Annotated in this window: 14 protein-coding genes and 1 tRNA gene; 2 read left to right on the top strand and 13 right to left on the bottom strand. The window is 35.7% G+C overall.

Annotated features, from left to right (window positions below; all coding sequences use genetic code 11):
• Positions 1-31: 31 nt before the first annotated feature.
• The 8 genes from Cop2CBH44_RS13530 to Cop2CBH44_RS13495 all read right to left on the bottom strand — a co-directional run bounded on the left by Cop2CBH44_RS13530 (position 32) and on the right by Cop2CBH44_RS13495 (position 7,558).
• Positions 32-1,612: an alkaline phosphatase family protein gene (locus Cop2CBH44_RS13530; protein ID WP_200755008.1), complete on the bottom strand. Its 1,581-nt coding sequence runs from the start codon at positions 1,610-1,612 to the stop codon at positions 32-34.
• A 22-nt stretch (positions 1,613-1,634) separates the two neighbouring features.
• Positions 1,635-2,855, bottom strand: coding sequence for a lipoprotein N-acyltransferase Lnb domain-containing protein (locus Cop2CBH44_RS13525; RefSeq protein ID WP_200755007.1), 1,221 nt, complete (start codon positions 2,853-2,855; stop codon positions 1,635-1,637).
• 79 nt (positions 2,856-2,934) lie between these two features.
• Positions 2,935-4,173 (bottom strand): mechanosensitive ion channel family protein, encoded by a 1,239-nt coding sequence (locus Cop2CBH44_RS13520; RefSeq protein WP_200755006.1) that lies wholly within the window; start codon positions 4,171-4,173, stop codon positions 2,935-2,937.
• Between the two features lie 18 nt (positions 4,174-4,191).
• Positions 4,192-4,983 (bottom strand): DUF6048 family protein, encoded by a 792-nt coding sequence (locus tag Cop2CBH44_RS13515; RefSeq protein WP_200755005.1) that lies wholly within the window; start codon positions 4,981-4,983, stop codon positions 4,192-4,194.
• The gene (locus Cop2CBH44_RS13510) at positions 4,964-5,479 is read right to left on the bottom strand and encodes a DUF6452 family protein (RefSeq protein ID WP_021931914.1); all 516 of its coding nucleotides are present in this window, start codon (positions 5,477-5,479) and stop codon (positions 4,964-4,966) included. Before Cop2CBH44_RS13510 ends, Cop2CBH44_RS13515 begins: the two co-directional genes overlap by 20 nt.
• The gene (locus tag Cop2CBH44_RS13505) at positions 5,464-5,988 is read right to left on the bottom strand and encodes a nitroreductase family protein (RefSeq protein WP_200755981.1); all 525 of its coding nucleotides are present in this window, start codon (positions 5,986-5,988) and stop codon (positions 5,464-5,466) included. Before Cop2CBH44_RS13505 ends, Cop2CBH44_RS13510 begins: the two co-directional genes overlap by 16 nt.
• Positions 5,989-6,054: 66 nt before the next feature.
• Complete coding sequence (locus Cop2CBH44_RS13500) at positions 6,055-7,005, bottom strand: glycosyltransferase family 2 protein (RefSeq protein ID WP_021931916.1); 951 nt, start codon at positions 7,003-7,005, stop codon at positions 6,055-6,057.
• Positions 7,006-7,009: 4 nt separating this feature from the next.
• On the bottom strand, positions 7,010-7,558 hold the full coding sequence (locus Cop2CBH44_RS13495; protein WP_021931917.1) for a DUF4199 domain-containing protein: 549 nt from the start codon (positions 7,556-7,558) through the stop codon (positions 7,010-7,012).
• 360 nt (positions 7,559-7,918) lie between these two features.
• Here Cop2CBH44_RS13495 and Cop2CBH44_RS13490 point away from each other — a divergent pair.
• Positions 7,919-7,992, top strand: a tRNA-Thr gene (locus tag Cop2CBH44_RS13490).
• Between the two features lie 322 nt (positions 7,993-8,314).
• Positions 8,315-8,920, top strand: a complete 606-nt coding sequence (locus Cop2CBH44_RS13485) for a nitroreductase family protein (RefSeq protein WP_200755004.1) — start codon at positions 8,315-8,317, stop codon at positions 8,918-8,920.
• Between the two features lie 90 nt (positions 8,921-9,010).
• On the opposite strand, the gene Cop2CBH44_RS13480 is transcribed toward Cop2CBH44_RS13485, so the two are convergent.
• The 5 genes from Cop2CBH44_RS13480 to Cop2CBH44_RS13460 form a co-directional block, all read right to left on the bottom strand.
• A complete protein-coding gene (locus Cop2CBH44_RS13480; protein ID WP_246469125.1) occupies positions 9,011-11,314 on the bottom strand; it encodes a family 20 glycosylhydrolase in 2,304 nt (767 codons plus the stop codon).
• A gap of 12 nt (positions 11,315-11,326) precedes the next feature.
• On the bottom strand, positions 11,327-13,900 hold the full coding sequence (locus Cop2CBH44_RS13475) for a glycoside hydrolase family 3 N-terminal domain-containing protein (protein ID WP_200755979.1): 2,574 nt from the start codon (positions 13,898-13,900) through the stop codon (positions 11,327-11,329).
• 190 nt (positions 13,901-14,090) lie between these two features.
• Complete coding sequence (locus Cop2CBH44_RS13470; protein WP_246469124.1) at positions 14,091-15,617, bottom strand: ADP-ribosylglycohydrolase family protein; 1,527 nt, start codon at positions 15,615-15,617, stop codon at positions 14,091-14,093.
• 81 nt (positions 15,618-15,698) lie between these two features.
• Positions 15,699-16,559, bottom strand: a complete 861-nt coding sequence (locus Cop2CBH44_RS13465) for an endonuclease/exonuclease/phosphatase family protein (RefSeq protein ID WP_200755002.1) — start codon at positions 16,557-16,559, stop codon at positions 15,699-15,701.
• A gap of 234 nt (positions 16,560-16,793) precedes the next feature.
• Positions 16,794-19,166 carry a hypothetical protein gene (locus tag Cop2CBH44_RS13460; RefSeq protein WP_246469123.1) on the bottom strand — a complete coding sequence of 791 codons (2,373 nt, stop codon included), beginning with the start codon at positions 19,164-19,166 and terminating at the stop codon, positions 16,794-16,796.
• Between the last annotated feature and the right edge of the window lie 209 nt (positions 19,167-19,375).

Genomic DNA, 19,375 nt, shown 5'->3' with positions numbered 1-19,375 from the left:
CGTATAAGAACATTGTTTAAGAAGCCCAAGATTAGTAGATTTCGGGCAAGGCAGACTCTAAAGCTGCATTTGGAGATCGGATACGCAATATACGAGCTACAGTAGGAGCAATAGCTGTGGCTTTTACCGGTCTCATTACATGTTGCGGTTTTATATTTTTACCAAAGAAAAACAATGGAGCCGGTATTGCATTGGCACGTACATAGTCACGTGTATTATCTATATTTTCATATACAATTTCCCAACCTGGCTGGATCTCCAGCAATAAATCCCCTGATAATTTACGATGGTAGCCCCGACGAACAGCATCTATACGATTATTCCACTGACCATGTAATAAAAGATACGATGTCACAACATCTTGTACCCCTGTCATTTGAATAATAAATTCAGCAGCTCGAGTCTGAATCTCTTCCAAAGGAATCTGCTTATCGGTTATAAGTTTATGATTTAAGAATATCTCTCGATTATGATAACCTTCAACCCAATCTCCCTGTCCATAAATAGCCATCAAGTACATATTGAGCAAAGCAGTTGCTCTCCTAGGATAAAACTCTCCGGCAGGGACATTAAACACTCCGGCTTCTTTTCCTTCTCCATTAAAATATCCAGTCGAAGTAAGGAATATTACAGTATTGTTAAGACCTATCTTTTTATCTATCAAATCGAGTAATCGACCCAATTCCCTATCTAAACGAATATAGGTATCTTGTATTTCTAAACTATACTCTTGTATCGACTTATCTTGAAAGTTGGCAGCAGAATAACCAATGTTCAACATATCAGGTAAAGAATGACTGCCCAGCCCTCCATTTTCAATAAATGTGCGAGCCATACGGGTCACCTCTTCATTCATTAACCCGCTACGCTTAAACAAGCTATATTTTTGTTGCTTATATTTCGAAAAAACATGTTTGAATAAAAAATCCTGCGTCAAATAAGGCAACCCCGTATATCTGGAAATCGGTAATAATGGCTGCCAAGATAAAGTATCTATCCGTTCCGATAAAGAATTTTCCCGATTGGCTACATCAATATAAGCAGGGATATCATTATAATATGTCGAAGTGGCCCATTTACCATTTGCCTCATTGAACCAAAATGCAGAATTTGCAGCATGACCCGCACTCAAAATCGCTTGTTCAAAAGTAGGTGCTATTGAATAGACAGCACTAAATCCATCACTGGCAATCTTCAATTCGTCACTAACTGTCGAGGTCAATAAGTTCTGTGCAGACACTGTCTCATCCGTATAATTCCCCATCTTACTAATGTCGAACAAAACCGACTCCACACGTTTACGGGTAATATTATACAAGGTATTCGATGGTATCCCATTATACGAAGGATATGTGCCGGTATAAATCGAAGCAGTTGCAGAAGCACGATCGGGTTTTGGGAAATCAAATGTTACATTTTCATACATCAATCCCTCGTTCATCAAACGTTTAAAACCTTTTTCGCTAAAAAGGTGTTGCATCATTTGCAAATAATCTGTCCGCAACTGATCCACCGTAATGCCTACAACCAATTTAGGTATATCGCCTGATGTCTGTGCAGCTAACGGTGCAGCCATCAGTGCCAATAGCAACGAGGCAATAACTTTATTCATTGTTTTATCTTTCTTCGGCATATTATATATTTCTCAGTCTCTTGTCAACCCCAATATAAGTCAATGAACGTACTATCAATATTATGATATACGGTATAAAAGCTATATTGAGTAATTGCGGCAGCCAGTGCCATACAATCAAAAACAACAAAAGTACCGCAAAGTTAACAAAATGATAATAACTGACTACTTTTTTTAAATATTTTACCCAAACTAACACTGCAATTAATAATTGCAATGGATTTGCCCATATAATAGAATAGTTTGGAGAAGTGGCCGGATGCTCTGATATAAAAACCAAAAAACAAATGACACAACCTACAATTCCATAAAAAGAAAATATGATACAATCAAGCCATCTAAAATGCTGCTTCTTCCATATTTCTAAAGCTGATAGTATCAATATGACCACCAAAAAATAAATTCCACAAGCCATAGGTGTCGTATAAGGATTATAACTGACACTATTATCCTCCCCCTTATGACTATCAGGTACTACTATATAAGATTCTGTTACTAAAGGACGTACACTATCTTGAGGAGTTGATATTACTTGAGCATTGCCAAAGGCCTCCATAAGAACCGAAGGTAAAAACATCTCTTCTCTATAAGATATTTGTCTATCCAACGGGGCTCCCAAAGCTAAATCTATCCCAAATGTCAACCACGGAAAATTAAATGTGCACTTATGTATCATGTCACGGAAAGTAGGATGCCCCTCTGGAGCAATATAATCAATTTTCCCCCGGATACATTTTTCAACTATATCTCGTGGTCGAGTCGCACAATTATCAAATAAAAAATTGTATCGATATATTCGATTTTGAGGTAAATTATTCACGACCAAGGCTTGCAACAAATCCTCCTTCTCTTCAGTAGTTAAATTCAGCTCTTGCTCCATTACCCCGCTATTTCTTACAGCGTAACTCAATACAAAATTACGAAAAGATGTCGTCCCTATACTATAATCGGTCTCACCCTTTGTAAACCGATAAATAAAATGAGGAGCATTAAAATTAAATACTCCATAATGGAAAACAATATCCATATCTTTCTCCGGCCCCTGTACCCGAATACCTGTATGTCCAAACAACTCAAAAGACCTTTCTCCTGGAGAACAAGTCAGCAAACTGACTTTTATCGAATCTCCTACAGAAGGATATGCTGAAAAGTAAACAAAATAAAACAAACAAAATAAAAAGGCATATTTTATATTCATATTGTATCCCATACTCATCCTCATCTTTTATATTCGGTAAATGTACTACATCTTAACAAAATGTCATTTAGAAAAAAGAGTTCTTTTCATTACAAATTCCAAATCAATTTTCCAGTCTTCGTACCAAACGGTCTAAATCTGAACCAGACGGACTTTGAAACAGTTTTAATTCAAAAACAGGCAATATTGCCAATGCGTGATCAAAAAAATCAGCAACAATATGTTCATAATCAACCCAAACTTTCTGAGCAGAAAAAAAATAAAATTCCACTGGCAATCCTTTGTCTGTCATTTCTAAATAGCGAACCATATAGAGCATATCAGAATTTGTCGTAGGTAAACTTTGTATATAACGCTCGATATAAATTCTAAACAACTTAAGATTAGAAACCTTTGTTTGCTCGCTGTTCTCACCTCCTAAATATCCACATAATACGTCTTGAAACAATTCTATTTGGGATAATTTTATCAATAACTCTGACGAACAAAAACGAATGCTGTTCACATCTATGTTTATAGAGCGTTTTACCCTCCTACCTTCAGACTCTTCCATCCCCCTCCAATTCTGAAATGATTCATTGACTAAAGAATAAGGCGGAACCGTCAGAATGGTATTATCAAAATTACGTATTTTCACAGTATTCAATGTCACTTCTATGACACGGCCGTTAATCCGATGCTTCTCCATCGTAATCCAATCTCCAGGTCGCAACATATCATGTGCAGACAACTGAATACCCGACACAAAGCCCATAATCGTATCTTTAAATACCAAAGAAAGTATAGCAGCTGATGCCCCTAACCCGGCAAACAAGGTCATAGGAGAACGGTCTATGACTACACTGATAATTAAAATAGAGCCAACAAAAAATAAGATTACCTGCAATGTCTGGAAGAGTCCTTTTAACGGCCGATTCTTAAATTTTTCTTTCTCCGAATATATCTCAAATAAAATATTGAACAAAGCACTGAAAAAACGTAAAATAACTGCAATAATATAAACAAGACAAAATTTAAGTAAATAAGACAGCAATAATGGCTGCTGTGGAAAAGCTAATGGAAGAAGAAAATATATCAAAACTGCCGGGACGACTAATGCAAAACGGTTTAAAACCTTACGGTCAAGTAGTAAATCATCCCACGTAATTCGTGTACTTCTAATGATTCTTCGTAATACATGTGAAATAAAAAAACGACATGCATAATCAGAAAGAATAGCTAACAACAATATTATAAACAATACTACCAATTGATATACCGGTCCACCCCACTTAGGAGTAATATCAAGACTCGTAACCCACTCGGTTATCTGATTGTTTATACTGTCAATTTGCAACATCATAGGCAAATGAAGATTAATTTATTGTGTTAACGGCTTATCTGTTTTTTTATTTTTGAAAGACAAAGGAAGCTTATAATATATGGAATAAGTAAACGCCACTGACGAGCCGGAGTTACCAAACCCAGGTATAAACCAAGGAGAAGATTGAAAATTGTCCTTTACCTTTATTTTCCATTTATATCTCACACTCCATCCCATCATCAGTCCTTTATAAATTTTCACCCGGACCCCAAGTAACCCTTCAACCCATTGTGCCCTGGATTTTTGATTTAAAATTTCCGCTGTGACAGGACTATCTGGATTCCAATAAGGGGAGTCTAAATGTATATTTTTTATGTCATAATGAAAAGCCGAGAAGCCATATCTCAATCCTATATAAAAATAGTCAGATGACAGACTATTATATTTTATATTATAATTCAATCCTATACGATTGTATAAAGCGGGCTTTCCTATATATGTAAAATTCATATCTTCAGGCGTACTATTTGACTGTCCTATACCAATTTCCCAAATAGGAAAAAATCGATTATGAAGGTCTAACTCAACACTGGCCTCATAATTTCCATATTTTTGTCCGAATAAATTGGCCACTGGACTAAACAAGTCAATCCCTACTAAAACACTATTCAATAGAGGATATTTATGCTTTGGCTCTTTAGGTGGTTCCTGCTGCTTTTGGGCTGTCTGCACCGGCCTCGATACCGGTGTATTTTTCCTATTTTCCAATGGTCTTTGAGGTTGTTGCGCAAACATCAAAGACACACACATCAACCCTCCTATCAATAAACTACTGCACCTGGTCAACATGATAAAAAAGTTGAATATTCTCTGTACTAAAATTAGTTATCTCGTTCTGCACCAATTTAGCAGACTGCAATTGATACGTTGTATATCCAAGACTATCAATAATATAATTAAACATTGCTCCACACTCTGCAGAAGCAAAATAAACATAGCTATGGTAAACAAATGTCAATGTATCAGTCTTGTATCTGGGATGTATGTTTTTCTGGTCATAGCGAATAACAAAACGAGTGGTATCTTTATCGTCCCTTAAAGGCAAATACATAGAAGAAACATTCATCGCCGTATCGAGTAGCATAGAGTCTCCAATTTGTCCAACACCATAAACAGTAAGGGAATCTATGTAAATAGTTTGAGGAACTGTAGAATCACTATAAATCGTCACATAGGGTATGCTGCTTCTATTTTCCATACACCCTGTGTCATTGCATGAAATAAAAGCTATAAGGACCAACCAAACTGGCAACGTTATAGTTATATATCTCAGAAACTTTCCCATTTCACTATTTCATTAAATGCTTTCCGTCTTTTCGGTGTCGAAACAAACACCTCCGGTTCTTTGGGATAACCTATCGGAACGATTACCACAGGTTCAACACCATTTGGCAAATTAAACAATTGTTTACACAAATCCGTATCAAAATTGCAAACCCAACAAGTCCCTAATTCTTTTTCGGCTGCAGCCAAACAAATATGCTCTGTCGCTATTGCTACATCAATGTCGGCATGGTCTTTCCCGTCAGACTTTCGTACCCAAGAAAAACGATGGTCGGCACAAACTAAAATATACATTGGTGCAGAACGAAACCACTCTCTATCATAACATTGACGTATATGGTTACAGCCTTCTTCCCCCTTAATTACAACAAAAAACCACGGCTGGAAGTTTACTGCAGAAGGAGCCAATCGAGCAGCTTCGAGAACATATTCAAGTTTTTCTTTCTCTACATTACGGGAAGCATAATCTCGAACCGAACAACGAAGACGGGATAATGTCAACATATCCATATCGCTCTCTCTTGTTTTGTCATCTACCAGATACATTCGAATATATTTTCTATTCTTAAATATTAATTACAAAATCTCCTTTTCTATATTATAAACATTTCGTCCCACAGCATTCCGTGAAATCAATTCACCCAAAAATCCTGTCAAAAAGAGTAATGTCCCTAATATCATGGCCGTAAGAGCCAAATAAAAATAAGGCATATCTGTCACCAATCGATATGGCATATTCGAATAAAGGGCATAAATCTTATATCCTCCTACTGCTATCGCCGAAAAAAAACCGAGAATAAACATCACACTTCCTAATAAACCAAAAAAATGCATCGGTTTAGCCCCGAACTTTGAAAAAAACCAAAGTGTCAGCAAATCTAAATAACCATTAACAAAACGATTCAACCCAAACTTGGTCTTACCATACTTACGAGCCTGATGATGCACAACTTTTTCACCAATTTTACTAAATCCTGCATTTTTTGCCAAATAGGGAATATAACGATGCATATCTCCATAAACCTCAATATTCTTCACCACTTCATTTCGATAGGCCTTCAGACCACAATTAAAATCATGCAAATATATACCCGTTACCTTTCGGGCTGTCGCATTATATATTTTAGTAGGAATAGTTTTAGATAACGGGTCATAACGTTTCTTTTTCCAACCGGATACCAAATCATATCCATCTTCCGTTATCATTCGATAAAGTTCTGGAATCTCATCCGGACTATCCTGCAAATCAGCATCCATCGTAATCACAACATCTCCCTGAGCTCTACCAAAACCTACATGTAATGCCGGAGACTTGCCATAATTTCTACGGAATTTCACTCCTTTTATATTCTTATTTTTCTCACGAAGAGATTCTATAACACTCCAAGAGTTATCAGAGCTACCATCATTAATAAATAATATTTCATAAGAAAAGCCATTCTTATCCATTACCCGCTCAATCCATGCAGTCAATTCAGGTAAAGATTCTGCTTCATTATATAAAGGAATAACCAATGAAATATCCATATTCTTATCTTAAAGTATTTATTTTCAATTTACGAGATCTCATAATCCAAGCTAAAAGCATAGACAATAAAGAACCGAAAAATACATTCGACAATATTGTCTGGTACACCATTTCAATAGCAGTAGGTGCTCCCCCTTTCTCTAATCCCTCACGCATCATTTGTAAAAACTCCGACCCTTGCTGATTGCTTAACATTGCCAACATATCCAATAACGCCGCAATCTGTTTTTCAAGGTAAAGGGGATCAATATATTGATAAAACACATACTGTACCAAACCACTCAATAACGATGCAAAGAAAAATAAGAAAATACCAAATGTCCACAAATGGACAAAACCCACCCTTCCTTTTTCCTTGTTTCGATACATCTTCATTAAATAATAAAGCACAAAAGGAATGGAAACAAACAATATCTCTGCCAATACATTCAGAGCAATAAATTTAGTACTTTGAGTAGTAATCAAAAACTTTACAATCAGAAATAAACCAAAATAAATGCCATATTCCATAGCATATCTCACAATAGTCTTTCCGTTATTCCCGTCCTGCATGGTTTTCTATTTTTCTTATTGTTTATTTTTGAGTCTAATTTTACGAACAATGCCGTTACAAAGTTATCACTTTTAATACAAACCAGCCTATTTCAGCCAATAAAATGTGTAAAAATGATATGATAATAATATGTCAATTACATTTTTTTGAAAAAAATACAACATATAACTCTTTAAAATAGAGACAAATGTATATAAGCAAGAAAAAAAATCAACATCATCTATTGCAGAACCAGGAAAAATATCTACTTTTGCAGCCGGGTAAGTCCTACACGGTCAGCTCCCTTCGAATCCCCCAGGGCTTGACCGCAGCAAGGGTAGCTTGGTTGTAGCGACGCGATGTAGACAGCTTACCCATTTGCCGATATAGCTCAGTTGGCCAGAGCACGTGATTTGTAATCTCGGGGTCGTGGGTTCGAATCCCTCTATCGGCTCAATCAATGAAGCTGTTTCCTAAAGTAAAGGAAACGGCTTTTTATATCTAAAAAATGGATAAATCCAGACTGAAAGCAATGATTCAATATAAAAATTGGAAAAATTTTATAAGATACATATTCTAAATATCAGCTTTCACCTTTTACTCACAAATACTTTTCATATCGGATATTTTCTAAAAAGTAATACATAATTTTCCTCAATATAATAAATACATATCCGTATAACGCGACCTATGTTTAAAATCATTATAGCACTCTACTTTTCCAAACAATTCTATAAAAAAATTGTTATATATAAAATACTAACTTTTAAATAATTATGTCAAATAAAAGCTTGAAAGAGGCCTTAGCACATCGTAGATCGTACTATGCCATCAGTAACGAATCTCCTATCTCTGAAGGAGAGCTAAAAGAGCTGATTGAGTTCACGATAAAAACAACTCCCTCAGCCTTTAACTCTCAGTCTACCCGTATCGTCCTTCTATTAGGAAATCAGCATAAAAAATTATGGGAGATTGTAAAGGACACCCTAAAAGCCATAACCAGCCCTGAAACATTTATCAATTCAGAAAAGAAAATTGACCAATCTTTTGCTGCCGGTTATGGGACAATTCTCTTCTTTGAAGACGAATCTATCATTCATCATCTACAAGAAACATTTCCTACGTACCAAGACAAATTTCCTATATGGTCACAACAAACATCCGCCATGCATCAGCTAACAATATGGACACTACTCGAGGACGCCGGATTCGGGGCATCGTTACAACACTATAATCCTCTTATAGATGAGCCGATACATCGCCAATGGGCGATACCTGCTCACTGGAAACTTATCGCACAAATACCATTCGGCACTCCTTTACAGACACCCCCTGAAAAAGAAATACTACCATTGGAAAATAGAATCAAAATATTTAAATAATTTTACTCTATTATTCCAATAAATATTTAATGATATCATATTATTATGATTTCGGGATAAAATTTTATCCCGAAATCATAATATACAAATTCAATGAGACAATATTTCATTGGGAGGTAAACTCAAATCTTGTCCTTCTAACGCTATTCGAAAACCTTTTTCATTCCATAAACGTAAATATCCTCCAATATTATTATTTATCATCAATAGACGGAATGAATGTTTCCCTTTCTGTAGAGCCATAGATGTACGTGTACAAGAATGACGGACCAACTTTCCATCATTGCTTAATACGACCTTCCCATCTATCCATAACTCATCCATTTCTGTTGAAAAAAAATATATACCATCAGTCGGAACTTCAAAATACCCAGTATAACAATAAGCACCTTTATCTTCCAAAAGGGGTTTAAAATCAAATCCTGGAACAATATCTGGACCTGTCCAGTAAGCGTCTTTCACATCATGCACATAATATAAGTCACCTTCTGTCCTCCACAAATTTAGCCCAACCTTCGTATCTTTATCTATCCTTGGAGAATATTTTTCCTTCACAACATGAATTGTACGAACAGGACTAAGTTTTCCAAATGGTAACACAGATGCAATTTTAAATACAGTTTTCTTATCCAATACAATCGGCATTCTGTATAATGTAGAAGATAGAGTTGGCTCACTTCCATCCAAAGTATATACCATCGGTAAGTTTCGACTATTATGAAAATTTAATACCGTTTTATCTGTAAATGCAACATAATCAGCAGCTGGGCCTTCCGGCAAAGGTATATGATAGTTAACATGATGATAATCCAATCGCATTAGCAGGCCATTTAATCGCTGTACAAAAGAATCATAATTTTTCTTCACCTTCGGTGTCCAATTCAGTTCAGCAACAGCCAATAAGCGAGGATATAACAAATATTCTGTATATTCGGGAGTTGTTGCATACTCAGTCCACATATTAGCTTGAGCACCCAAAACATGATGCCTCAACTCTTTTGGTATTTTTTCAGATGCAGGATCATATTCGTAAACAGAGTCCAGCATCTTGCCTACATCAATAGCAATAGGCTCTACTTCAACTGCTCCTTGACCTGCATCAATATACATCCATTTTGAAGGGGTCATGATTACATCATGTCCCATAGTCGCAGCTGTAATACCACCTTTTTCCCCTCGCCAAGACATGACTGTTGCTGACGGAGCCAACCCACCTTCAAGAATTTCATCCCATCCTATCATCGATTTTCCATGCGACAATAAAAACTTTTCTATACGACGTATAAAATAACTCTGTAATCCATTTACATCTTTCAGATTTTCATCTCTTATTCTTTTTCTACATTTAGGACAAACACTCCACCTATCTTTTGGACACTCATCCCCACCTATATGAATCATCTTTCCAGGAAAAAGCACTGCTACTTCACTCAAAATATTTTCTAAAAATTCAAATGTTTTATCATTACCTGCACAATACACATCCTCTTCTACTCCCCACATATTACGAATTGAAAATGGTCCTCCCGTACAAGAATATTCAGGATAGGCAGTCAACGCGGCCAATGCATGACCTGGCATTTCTATTTCCGGTATCACCGTAATATAACGTTCAGCAGCATAAGCAACTACCTCTTTTATTTGCTCTTGAGTATAAAATCCTCGGTGTATAGTCCCATCTGCATTTCGACGAACGGCCCCTACTTCAGTCAACCGTGGATATTTCTTTATTTCTATTGTCCAAAGCTGGTCGTCAGTCAAGTGCCAATGAAATCTGTTCATTTTCAACATAGCCATTATATCAAGTTGTTTTTTAATAAACTCTACACTGTGAAAATGTCGCCCAACATCCAACAACATACCACGATATGGGAAAACAGGTTCATCATTTATTATAACACAAGGAGCCTTCCAAGCAATAGTTTCGATTTTCAGGTTACTTTCAATTTGTGAAGGGAATAATTGCATAACAGTCTGTATACCATAAAACACCCCTTGTGCCGTCTTCCCTTTGACAGTAATTCTTCCAGATGAAACTTCAAGTCGATATCCCTCATCTTTCAATTTTAAAGTTTTATCTACTTTTATACGAATTACATTTTCATTTCCAAATAATTTCACAGATAAAACATATCCCGTAGATTGCTGTATTTTTCTATTAAAATAAGTTACAATTTTATTTAGTTCCTCTCGACTCTCCTCTCCCATTACCACCCATGATGTTTCATCAGTAAGTTCGAAATATCCTTTCTGATATACTATATTCTTCGGTAAAGGAATCAAAGATAAATCTGTATTATTCATAGTTCGTGCCCGTCCCTCTGATACCTTCATGAGAAACAAAACCAATATCACACCTCCAATTATATTATATTTGCTTACAAAATCCACCATACTATTCAATTTTTAATCTCCATAATTGACACGAACATTAATTATATTCTGGTTATTGACCGGAATCTCTACCGGCTGATAACCCTCTTTTGTAAAAATCAAGATTTCATGATTTCCCGTCTTCACATGAAAACGGCCATTTTCATCTGTAACTGATAACACTTTACCCGAACTTTTTTCTACAATTTGAATATTCTGTATCAACGTTGCCTGAACATCCCTAATTTCTCCAGAAATATCTATTTGACAAGAACTCATTTTCTGTTTTATACATGATACATTATTTCCCTTCCCTAAATACACCGGCTTCCCAACTGTTATGTCCTGAGTAAGCAAAATATTGTCAGAGGCAGTACCTACTTGTATTTCAAAATCTCCAGCTTCAATAAAACGTTGGTTCAAATCATCCACCAAATATAAATCTTCAACAAGAACTTTCAATTGAATTGTTTTTACATCTCCTCTTCTTATATCTACCTTTTTAAAATCGCGAAGCTGTCTTATCGGAGTAACATAAGTACTTACCTTATCTCTTACATATAACTGCACCACTTCTTTCCCATCTCGAAGACCAATGTTCTCTACATCCACCTTCACTATAATTGTATCGGAAAAACTATATTCATTTTTATTCGTTCTTAAATTTTTATACCGAAATGATGTATATGTCAATCCATGGCCAAAGGCCCATAATGACGAAGGATTAGAAAAAACATAATCTCGTCCTGGAGATTCATAATTTCCAGGATTTTTATAAAATCCCTTATCCGAAGGCAAATAGTTATAATAAACCGGAAGATGTCCTGTACTTCTTGGGAACGAAAATGTCAATCGTCCGGATGGAGACACTTTTCCAAATAAAATATCCGCAATCGAATTTCCAGCTTGTTCTCCAGCATACCATTGGACCAAAATAACCGGTAAATGCTCTTTTTCCCAAGGTATAGCAAAAGGTTTCCCTGTCACCAAAATCAGTACGACGGGTTTTCCTGTTTCATAAACAGCCTTTATCAATTGAGTTTGTGCTCCGGTAAGGTTTAAATCATTCAAATCAAATCCTTCCCCAGAAGTAGAACTTTTATAATCACGTGCCAATGCCGCACTAGCACTTCCACAAAAAACAAGAGCCACATCACTTAAACGGGTTATAGAAACCGCCTCCTCTATTCCTGAAGTATCTAATGATGTCAAGCTACAGCCTTTGGCATAACGCACAAAGACTTCATCTCCCACAGCTCTTTTTATTCCCTCCAATGGTGTAACACCATCTTTGTTATCTCGACTCCAAGTATAATCTCCAAATTGCACTTGATCTGCATTCGGACCTATCACAGCAATAGATTTCAACCGTCTTACATCCAATGGCAATAAATTATCTTCATTCTTCAATAAAACAACCGACTCATCAGCAATCTCTTTTGATAACTTTATACTCTCCTCAGAATGCATTTTACTATGCCGATACCGAATTCCATAAGGGTCTTCAAACAATCCCATCTTAAACTTTGCATATAGTACCCTACGAACAGATGTATCGATAATTTTCTCATCAAATTTTCCTCCCTTCACTAAGCTCTCAAGTTCCGGATAACATCTACTCGAAGCTTCAACATCCAACCCAGCAGATAATGCTTGCACTGCAGCGTCAGCTGAACTATACGCTGTACGATGTAAGGTTTTCAACATTTCAATTGCTCCCCAATCAGAATAAACATAACCTTTAAAACCCCACTGATTCCTCAATGTTTCAGTCAATAGATAATTAGAAGCAGAATTAGGAACACGATTCCACGAATTATATGTAGACATGACAGCCAATAACTGAGTATTTTTTATAATCATTTCGAAAGGTTTCAAATATATCTCATGCAAGTCTCTAACTCCACATTCCACCGATGCCAAGTTCAATCCACTCAACGGGTTTCCATGAGCTCCATAATGCTTTAACATAGGAGAAATTCCATTGTCCCAATACCCCTTTACCTCTTGAATACCCAAAAGCCCACACAGGAAAGGATCTTCTCCATAGGACTCCTCCACTCGCCCCCAACGTAAATCCCTAACTACATCAACACAAGGAGCCAGTACTTGATACATTCCTTGGGCATGCAGATCTTGTGCAATCATAGCGGCTTTACGATAAGCCAGATCCAGATTAAACGTACTACCTAAAGCTATATTTTGAGGATAAATTGTGGAGCCTTCATGTACCGCACCATGCAAAGACTCAGCAACTGTGAATATTGGAATTCCTAAACGAGTATTCTCCACCATATATTTCTGTATCAGAAACATATTCTCCGTACAATTCTCCCCTGTCAACGGAAATCCTTCAACAAATCCCCAAGCCATTCCCCTGGAAAAACTTTCCAGTTTTTGCATATCCAACTTCTGTCCATTAAAAATATTCCAAGAATGCAAATGCCTTATCTGTGCTATCTTTTCTGATAATGTCATTCTCTGTAATAAATCATCTACTCGGTCTTCGATAGATAGCATACTATTCCGATAAGGTTCATTTTGTGCAAAGATAGGCAACACAGTCAATACGCATATCAAAGAAACACAAATCACATTTTTTTTCATTACCTTTATCAAATAATCATCTCTCATTTTATATGTGTCTACCATTGTATTATATTAATTCCCAAATATCTTCTTTTATTACAAGTAATGAACTTCTCTCTGTTTTCAAATCACAAACAGCTGTAATATCTACTGCAATACCATATTAATTATATTGAAACAATTAATAACCAAAACATTTTTTGTAAAACTATTTTACTCCCAAGCTATCATATATAACCAGCTCTGTAAAATTGACACTCATTCCATTTTGAGGATTCAACCATTTGAAAGTTGCTGTATGTTTCCCGGGTTTTAGATCAAAAAACCAAAACAATTCTGGACGACGGGTTGTATAAAGGTCTGGCAACAAAGCTTTCTCAACCAATTTGCCATCAATATAACACTCTACTTCAGCCACATAATCATGATCCTTACCTGAAATCCTACCTCGAAATATTGCCCCTGTACCTTCAAAACATATAGGCTGTTCTATTTGTGAAATAGTTTTGTTGATACTTACAATTGACGTCGGTCGTATTCCCTCAAAACACTCTTCAAAACCCACCGGCTTCGGAACTTGATAAATAACCACAGCATCTTTTTCGCCAATACTTCCACCTCCACGTTCTATCATCTTCAATGCCAAATCATAAGTTATATCACACGCCTTATTTAATGATGTAGAAGTAAATATAAAGTTTATATCAGAGACAGACTCTATATCTCCTTTCCAGTATTCCGGAATTTTATCATATCCGATAATTGTACCCAAAATACCAGCTGAGGTCGACGGATTACAGTCTGAATCTTGCCCACACCGAGTAGAAATATCTATCGTTTTTCCATAATCTCCATTTCCATATAAAAGACCTATAATTACATAAGCCGAATTTACTGTCGCATCTATATTATATGGTTTAAATACTCCATCTGGACATCCCAAATCTGTAGAAAAATTACGCTCGACAACATACCATGCTTGTTTCCAGTCATTCGGATCTTTTTCGTAACACTTTATTACAGCGTCCATACATTTATAAAACTTACTTTGTAACGGAATTACTTTCAATGCTTCTTTTACAATATATTCCACATCATCATACACAAAAGCCAAAGAATACATCGCTCCGACATAGACACCACCATACCAACCATCTCCATAATTCATAATATGCCCTATCGAATCCGAAACTATCGCACAAGAATTAATCATCCCCGGAGTCATCAAGCCTGCATAATCTGCCTCTATTTGATAATCGATATCATCTGCATGCGGATTATTTTTCCAATATCCTGACATCGGGGGCATTATCCCTTTAAGAATGTTATAACGTGCAGCCTGATTGGCATGACATAAACCGTATTTGGCATTTGCAAAACTTAGAGCAAAAGAATCTACCGGAGCTTCCAAACCTAAACGAGTAAACACTTCAAGAAAAGTAAGATTCATATACACATCATCAAAAGCATGAGGAGTCTTTTTAAAACATCGTGATATATCATCCTTTTCCCATCGAATAGGAATATAATCTTGTAACATCGTACCACAATATCGGAATTCTGTCGGAAAGCCATAAGTACAACCTATAACTTTCCCGGCCCAACCTCCTTTTATTTTATCCCGAATCTTCTCTTTTGATATTTTGATTTGTTTGCCATCTTTATATGCGACTCCAGCAAAAGACGAAACTACAATACTCACTAATAATAAAACAAATACAAAAAATCTTCTCATAATAATCTTGTTAATCATGGTTACAATTATTTATATTAATACTCTTTTTTTAAACACAAGTAAACTTAAATATGGAAACAACTACTTTCTACTACCTTTTATATTCACATCAACAAAAACCGGATAATGATCAGATAACATTCCCATATCAACTCCAGCCCCATCAATAGATAATTCTCGGACAATACATGATTGTCTTACCTGAATCCCCCTACTACTATTTCTTTTTAACAAAACATAATCTATTAATCCTCCATTATCAGATCTCCCAGACAGAGAACCTCCTTCTACATCACTAATAATTTCAAAATCTTCCAATAATATAGGGAAAGCAATCCCTCCGCTTTTCCAATAATGAGAATCATTTAAATCTCCAGCTAAAAACACAGGTTTCGATTCTTCGCGAACATACCTGCAAAGTTCTTTTGCACCTTCTATCCGTTTCATATCATTCAAATCAAAATGAGTTCCCACAAAAACAAAATCCTCTAGTTCAACATAGACAGCAACTCTTTTTTCATCTCCAGGAAGAGATATCAGCTTTCGATTTTTTATTGGAATTGTCTTTTTCACCAATACTCCACATCCAAGGCTTGCCCCATGATCAAATGTATCAGCATTTCCATAAATATCTATATATTCTATACCTGTAGCATCCGCAATTTGTTTTAATAAATAACGATATTCCCTTCCTCGTGATGCACTATCAAGCTCCTGTAATGCAACAACATCAGCATCCAAGGCTTTTATTACTTGAGCTAGTTTTCTAGTGTTATTCATATCTATCTTACCTGGATCAGAACCGCCTTTGCAATAATGTGTATTGTAAGTCATCAGTCGTATCGTATTTATATACTCCTTATCATACATTTGAGCTTCAATATTGAATTCGATCAATAAGAATAAAACTATAAGAAAATTAAATGGGTATATCTTATCCATCTTACACATATAAACTGAATTAAAAAAATTGATATTTAATATATTCTTGATTCTTATATAATACCAGACAAAAAAAAGTGATTCTCGGGTAGTTATTTTTTATTTTTTAAACAAAAAATATAATATTAAACCCATTTACTCTTTCTCATATATAGGTATCTCAACAACACGTACTTTCTCTACAATAGAAATAGTTCCTATTTTATAACATCATCTTAATCTTCATAATAATCTCTATACTTTGAGTTTAATCCAACGCTGTCCCTGTAGACTTTCTTTTATAATCTTTTTCTTTTGTAACTGTACCTCAATAGTAACTGGAATTTTAGCATTTAAATGGATCTTTTCAATTATCGGTTCATCTGGTATTACTAATAATCCTCCACTTCCCAGATCCGCTCTACAATTATAAGCTTTTACTGATCCATCATCTCGAACTAATACATATGCAGAAGTCAATGCACATTCCTCCAAAGCTTTAAATATCTCCTGAACTGTATTATCGCCTGCTCCACCTCTTTCCTTAAACTGACAAATTGTATTTTCTTCATCATCCGGACGTAACCAAGGACTAATCATATCCAAATATTGTTCTCCAACAATTGAATCTACGGGCATCCCACAAAACGGTTTATCCATATTCTCAACATACACTTTTGCTTCAACATAAGGATCCGGAACAAAACCCCAACGTAGTTTTCCATCTAAATCCATGACCTGAATACAAGCCCCTAATGTATCCATAAAATCGGTCAAATAATATTCTTCTCCTGTCAACAAATACAAATAATAAGAAGCATAAATTTTCCATGCTGTCCAACCATGCGGAGAATTCATTATCTGATTAGGAACAAAATAAACATCCAAAGCTTCCCAATATCTCAATGTTCCACCACGCATACGAGCATCCGGTATAAGCAACTGTTCAAGACATTGATGTTTATCCATCAAATAACGGGCTGCTGACGCATACATATCACGTAAAGATTTGTTTTGCTGCATTTGACCAAACATTCCCAATTGCAATGCACTACAGGATATCATTCCATCTTCAAATGTCATATCCCCTTCGGTCTCAATATCATCACGACGCTTTAATAAATCATCCACCGCTTTGGCTGCCGATGTAAAATGCCTCTCAAAACGTTCATTCCACACAGGACAGTCAATCAACATTTTTTCAGCCATAGCTAATTCCATCATTGACTTTGCCGTATATATAACAGCAGTATAATGTACTCCTCGAGAACGATATGAACCATCTTGCCATTGTATTTTATCCGAACATAAAAAATCTCCTATATGAGACGCCTTTTCCAGGTATGAACTATTACCTGTAGTTTCCCATAAATCTACCAACATTCCCATCAACGCCGAGAAGTTCTGAATTCGATGAGGCAATGATTCCAAATTAGGAACCCAAGTAACAGTATCAATTATCAAAGGCAATGTCCTGTTAAACCGTTCTTCCAATATTTTACTCTCTCCATTATCCGGGAAATACTTTGCACCAAGAAATGCCGTATAATAGCCATAAAAAGTTTCACAAGCATTAGAAAATAAGGGAGAATTTTTGGAAACAAAGTCTTTTGCTTTTCTCATATACCAAGACCAAGGCTTGCGAACATAAACCTTAGCCTCTGCCGTTTTTCCATTACCAGAAATTGCCTTAATAGTATATAAGCCTTCCTCTTTTGGCAGAAAAACAGCCCTACAAACAATATCTTTTTTACTTTTTGAAACGGCATTGTAAGATAGTACCCTTTCCTTTGATGGTCCACTTATATGTAATACCACATCTCGATCTTTATTATATATGTTTACATAAACCGAATCATTTTTAGCTACCGTATATCGGTCACATTCTATCGTGGGAACATTAAGCCAATGCGATAATTTATTTTTTACATCCGATAAATTCTCAACTCCACCCAAATGAATTCGCCACACACGACTCTCTCCTGGAGCTAACTTGTTCATATTCTGAGGATGTCGTTCTGGCAAAGGAAGACAATGTAACAAATCAAGGCTTGCTGTTTTTATCTGATGTCCCCATTTCCATTCCAACGAACCTTCATAAATATAATTCATACCATAAGAAGCAACTGGCTCCTCTGAACCAAATGCTAAAATCTTTTGTCTTGGAGACATAAAATATCCCCATGTAAAATTTTTCTCGCAACGAATCAATGTCGGGAAAAACTTGGCATCCCATTGAGGATATGTCTTCATTTCACTATCTACACCAATAATCAATCGCGCCCGCTTCGGTTCAAAATCGCCATAACCCTTATTCGTCAACGAACAAATAGCTACCAAATGATCTTTCTCTGGAAGATAAGAAATAGAATAATGTATATTATCTTTCTCTGCCATAAACATAAGATCCCTTTCCGGAACCGGGAATAAAGAAATTCCTTCCCAAGCCAAACCAGACATAGAATCTTCCCTGAAAGGAACTACTTCCCATCCATTTTCAGACAAAAATTCATATCGTGATATTGTTCCGTCACTTTCATTAATATAGGCTTTCCATCCTAAAGAGAAACCTCCAAGTTCCTTTCCTGAAATAGGAATACAAACCAAGAACATAAAAAATAAAAACATCAATAATACTCTAATTTTTAGAGTATGAATATTTGAAAAATAGTATTTTATCATAATACTTTCCTAAAAAATTTATTCTATTTAACTACAAACCATATTGGCAAGATGAGACCAAAAACTTTTATAAAATGCCAATTAACAAAACACATCCCTCTATTTTTTTCTTCATTTTATATCGTTAACTATATTTCTCCATAAAAAGTAATTGC

Origin of the sequence: Coprobacter secundus subsp. similis, assembly GCF_015097275.1 — a bacterium.
Classification (GTDB): domain Bacteria; phylum Bacteroidota; class Bacteroidia; order Bacteroidales; family Coprobacteraceae; genus Coprobacter; species Coprobacter secundus.
The sequence above is the reverse complement of the archived record's forward strand: the minus strand, read 5'-3'. Positions and strand labels throughout refer to the sequence as shown.

What these genes read in the sequence shown, in the direction of transcription:
- Cop2CBH44_RS13530 (WP_200755008.1), bottom strand. Translation starts at nt 1,612, where the DNA reads ATGAATAAAGTTATTGCCTCGTTGCTATTGGCACTGATGGCTGCACCG.
- Cop2CBH44_RS13525 (WP_200755007.1), bottom strand. Translation starts at nt 2,855, where the DNA reads ATGAGGATGAGTATGGGATACAATATGAATATAAAATATGCCTTTTTA.
- Cop2CBH44_RS13520 (WP_200755006.1), bottom strand. Translation starts at nt 4,173, where the DNA reads ATGATGTTGCAAATTGACAGTATAAACAATCAGATAACCGAGTGGGTT.
- Cop2CBH44_RS13515 (WP_200755005.1), bottom strand. Translation starts at nt 4,983, where the DNA reads ATGTTGACCAGGTGCAGTAGTTTATTGATAGGAGGGTTGATGTGTGTG.
- Cop2CBH44_RS13510 (WP_021931914.1), bottom strand. Translation starts at nt 5,479, where the DNA reads ATGGGAAAGTTTCTGAGATATATAACTATAACGTTGCCAGTTTGGTTG.
- Cop2CBH44_RS13505 (WP_200755981.1), bottom strand. Translation starts at nt 5,988, where the DNA reads ATGGATATGTTGACATTATCCCGTCTTCGTTGTTCGGTTCGAGATTAT.
- Cop2CBH44_RS13500 (WP_021931916.1), bottom strand. Translation starts at nt 7,005, where the DNA reads ATGGATATTTCATTGGTTATTCCTTTATATAATGAAGCAGAATCTTTA.
- Cop2CBH44_RS13495 (WP_021931917.1), bottom strand. Translation starts at nt 7,558, where the DNA reads ATGCAGGACGGGAATAACGGAAAGACTATTGTGAGATATGCTATGGAA.
- Cop2CBH44_RS13485 (WP_200755004.1), top strand. Translation starts at nt 8,315, where the DNA reads ATGTCAAATAAAAGCTTGAAAGAGGCCTTAGCACATCGTAGATCGTAC.
- Cop2CBH44_RS13480 (WP_246469125.1), bottom strand. Translation starts at nt 11,314, where the DNA reads ATGGTGGATTTTGTAAGCAAATATAATATAATTGGAGGTGTGATATTG.
- Cop2CBH44_RS13475 (WP_200755979.1), bottom strand. Translation starts at nt 13,900, where the DNA reads ATGAAAAAAAATGTGATTTGTGTTTCTTTGATATGCGTATTGACTGTG.
- Cop2CBH44_RS13470 (WP_246469124.1), bottom strand. Translation starts at nt 15,617, where the DNA reads ATGAGAAGATTTTTTGTATTTGTTTTATTATTAGTGAGTATTGTAGTT.
- Cop2CBH44_RS13465 (WP_200755002.1), bottom strand. Translation starts at nt 16,559, where the DNA reads ATGGATAAGATATACCCATTTAATTTTCTTATAGTTTTATTCTTATTG.
- Cop2CBH44_RS13460 (WP_246469123.1), bottom strand. Translation starts at nt 19,166, where the DNA reads ATGTTTTTATTTTTTATGTTCTTGGTTTGTATTCCTATTTCAGGAAAG.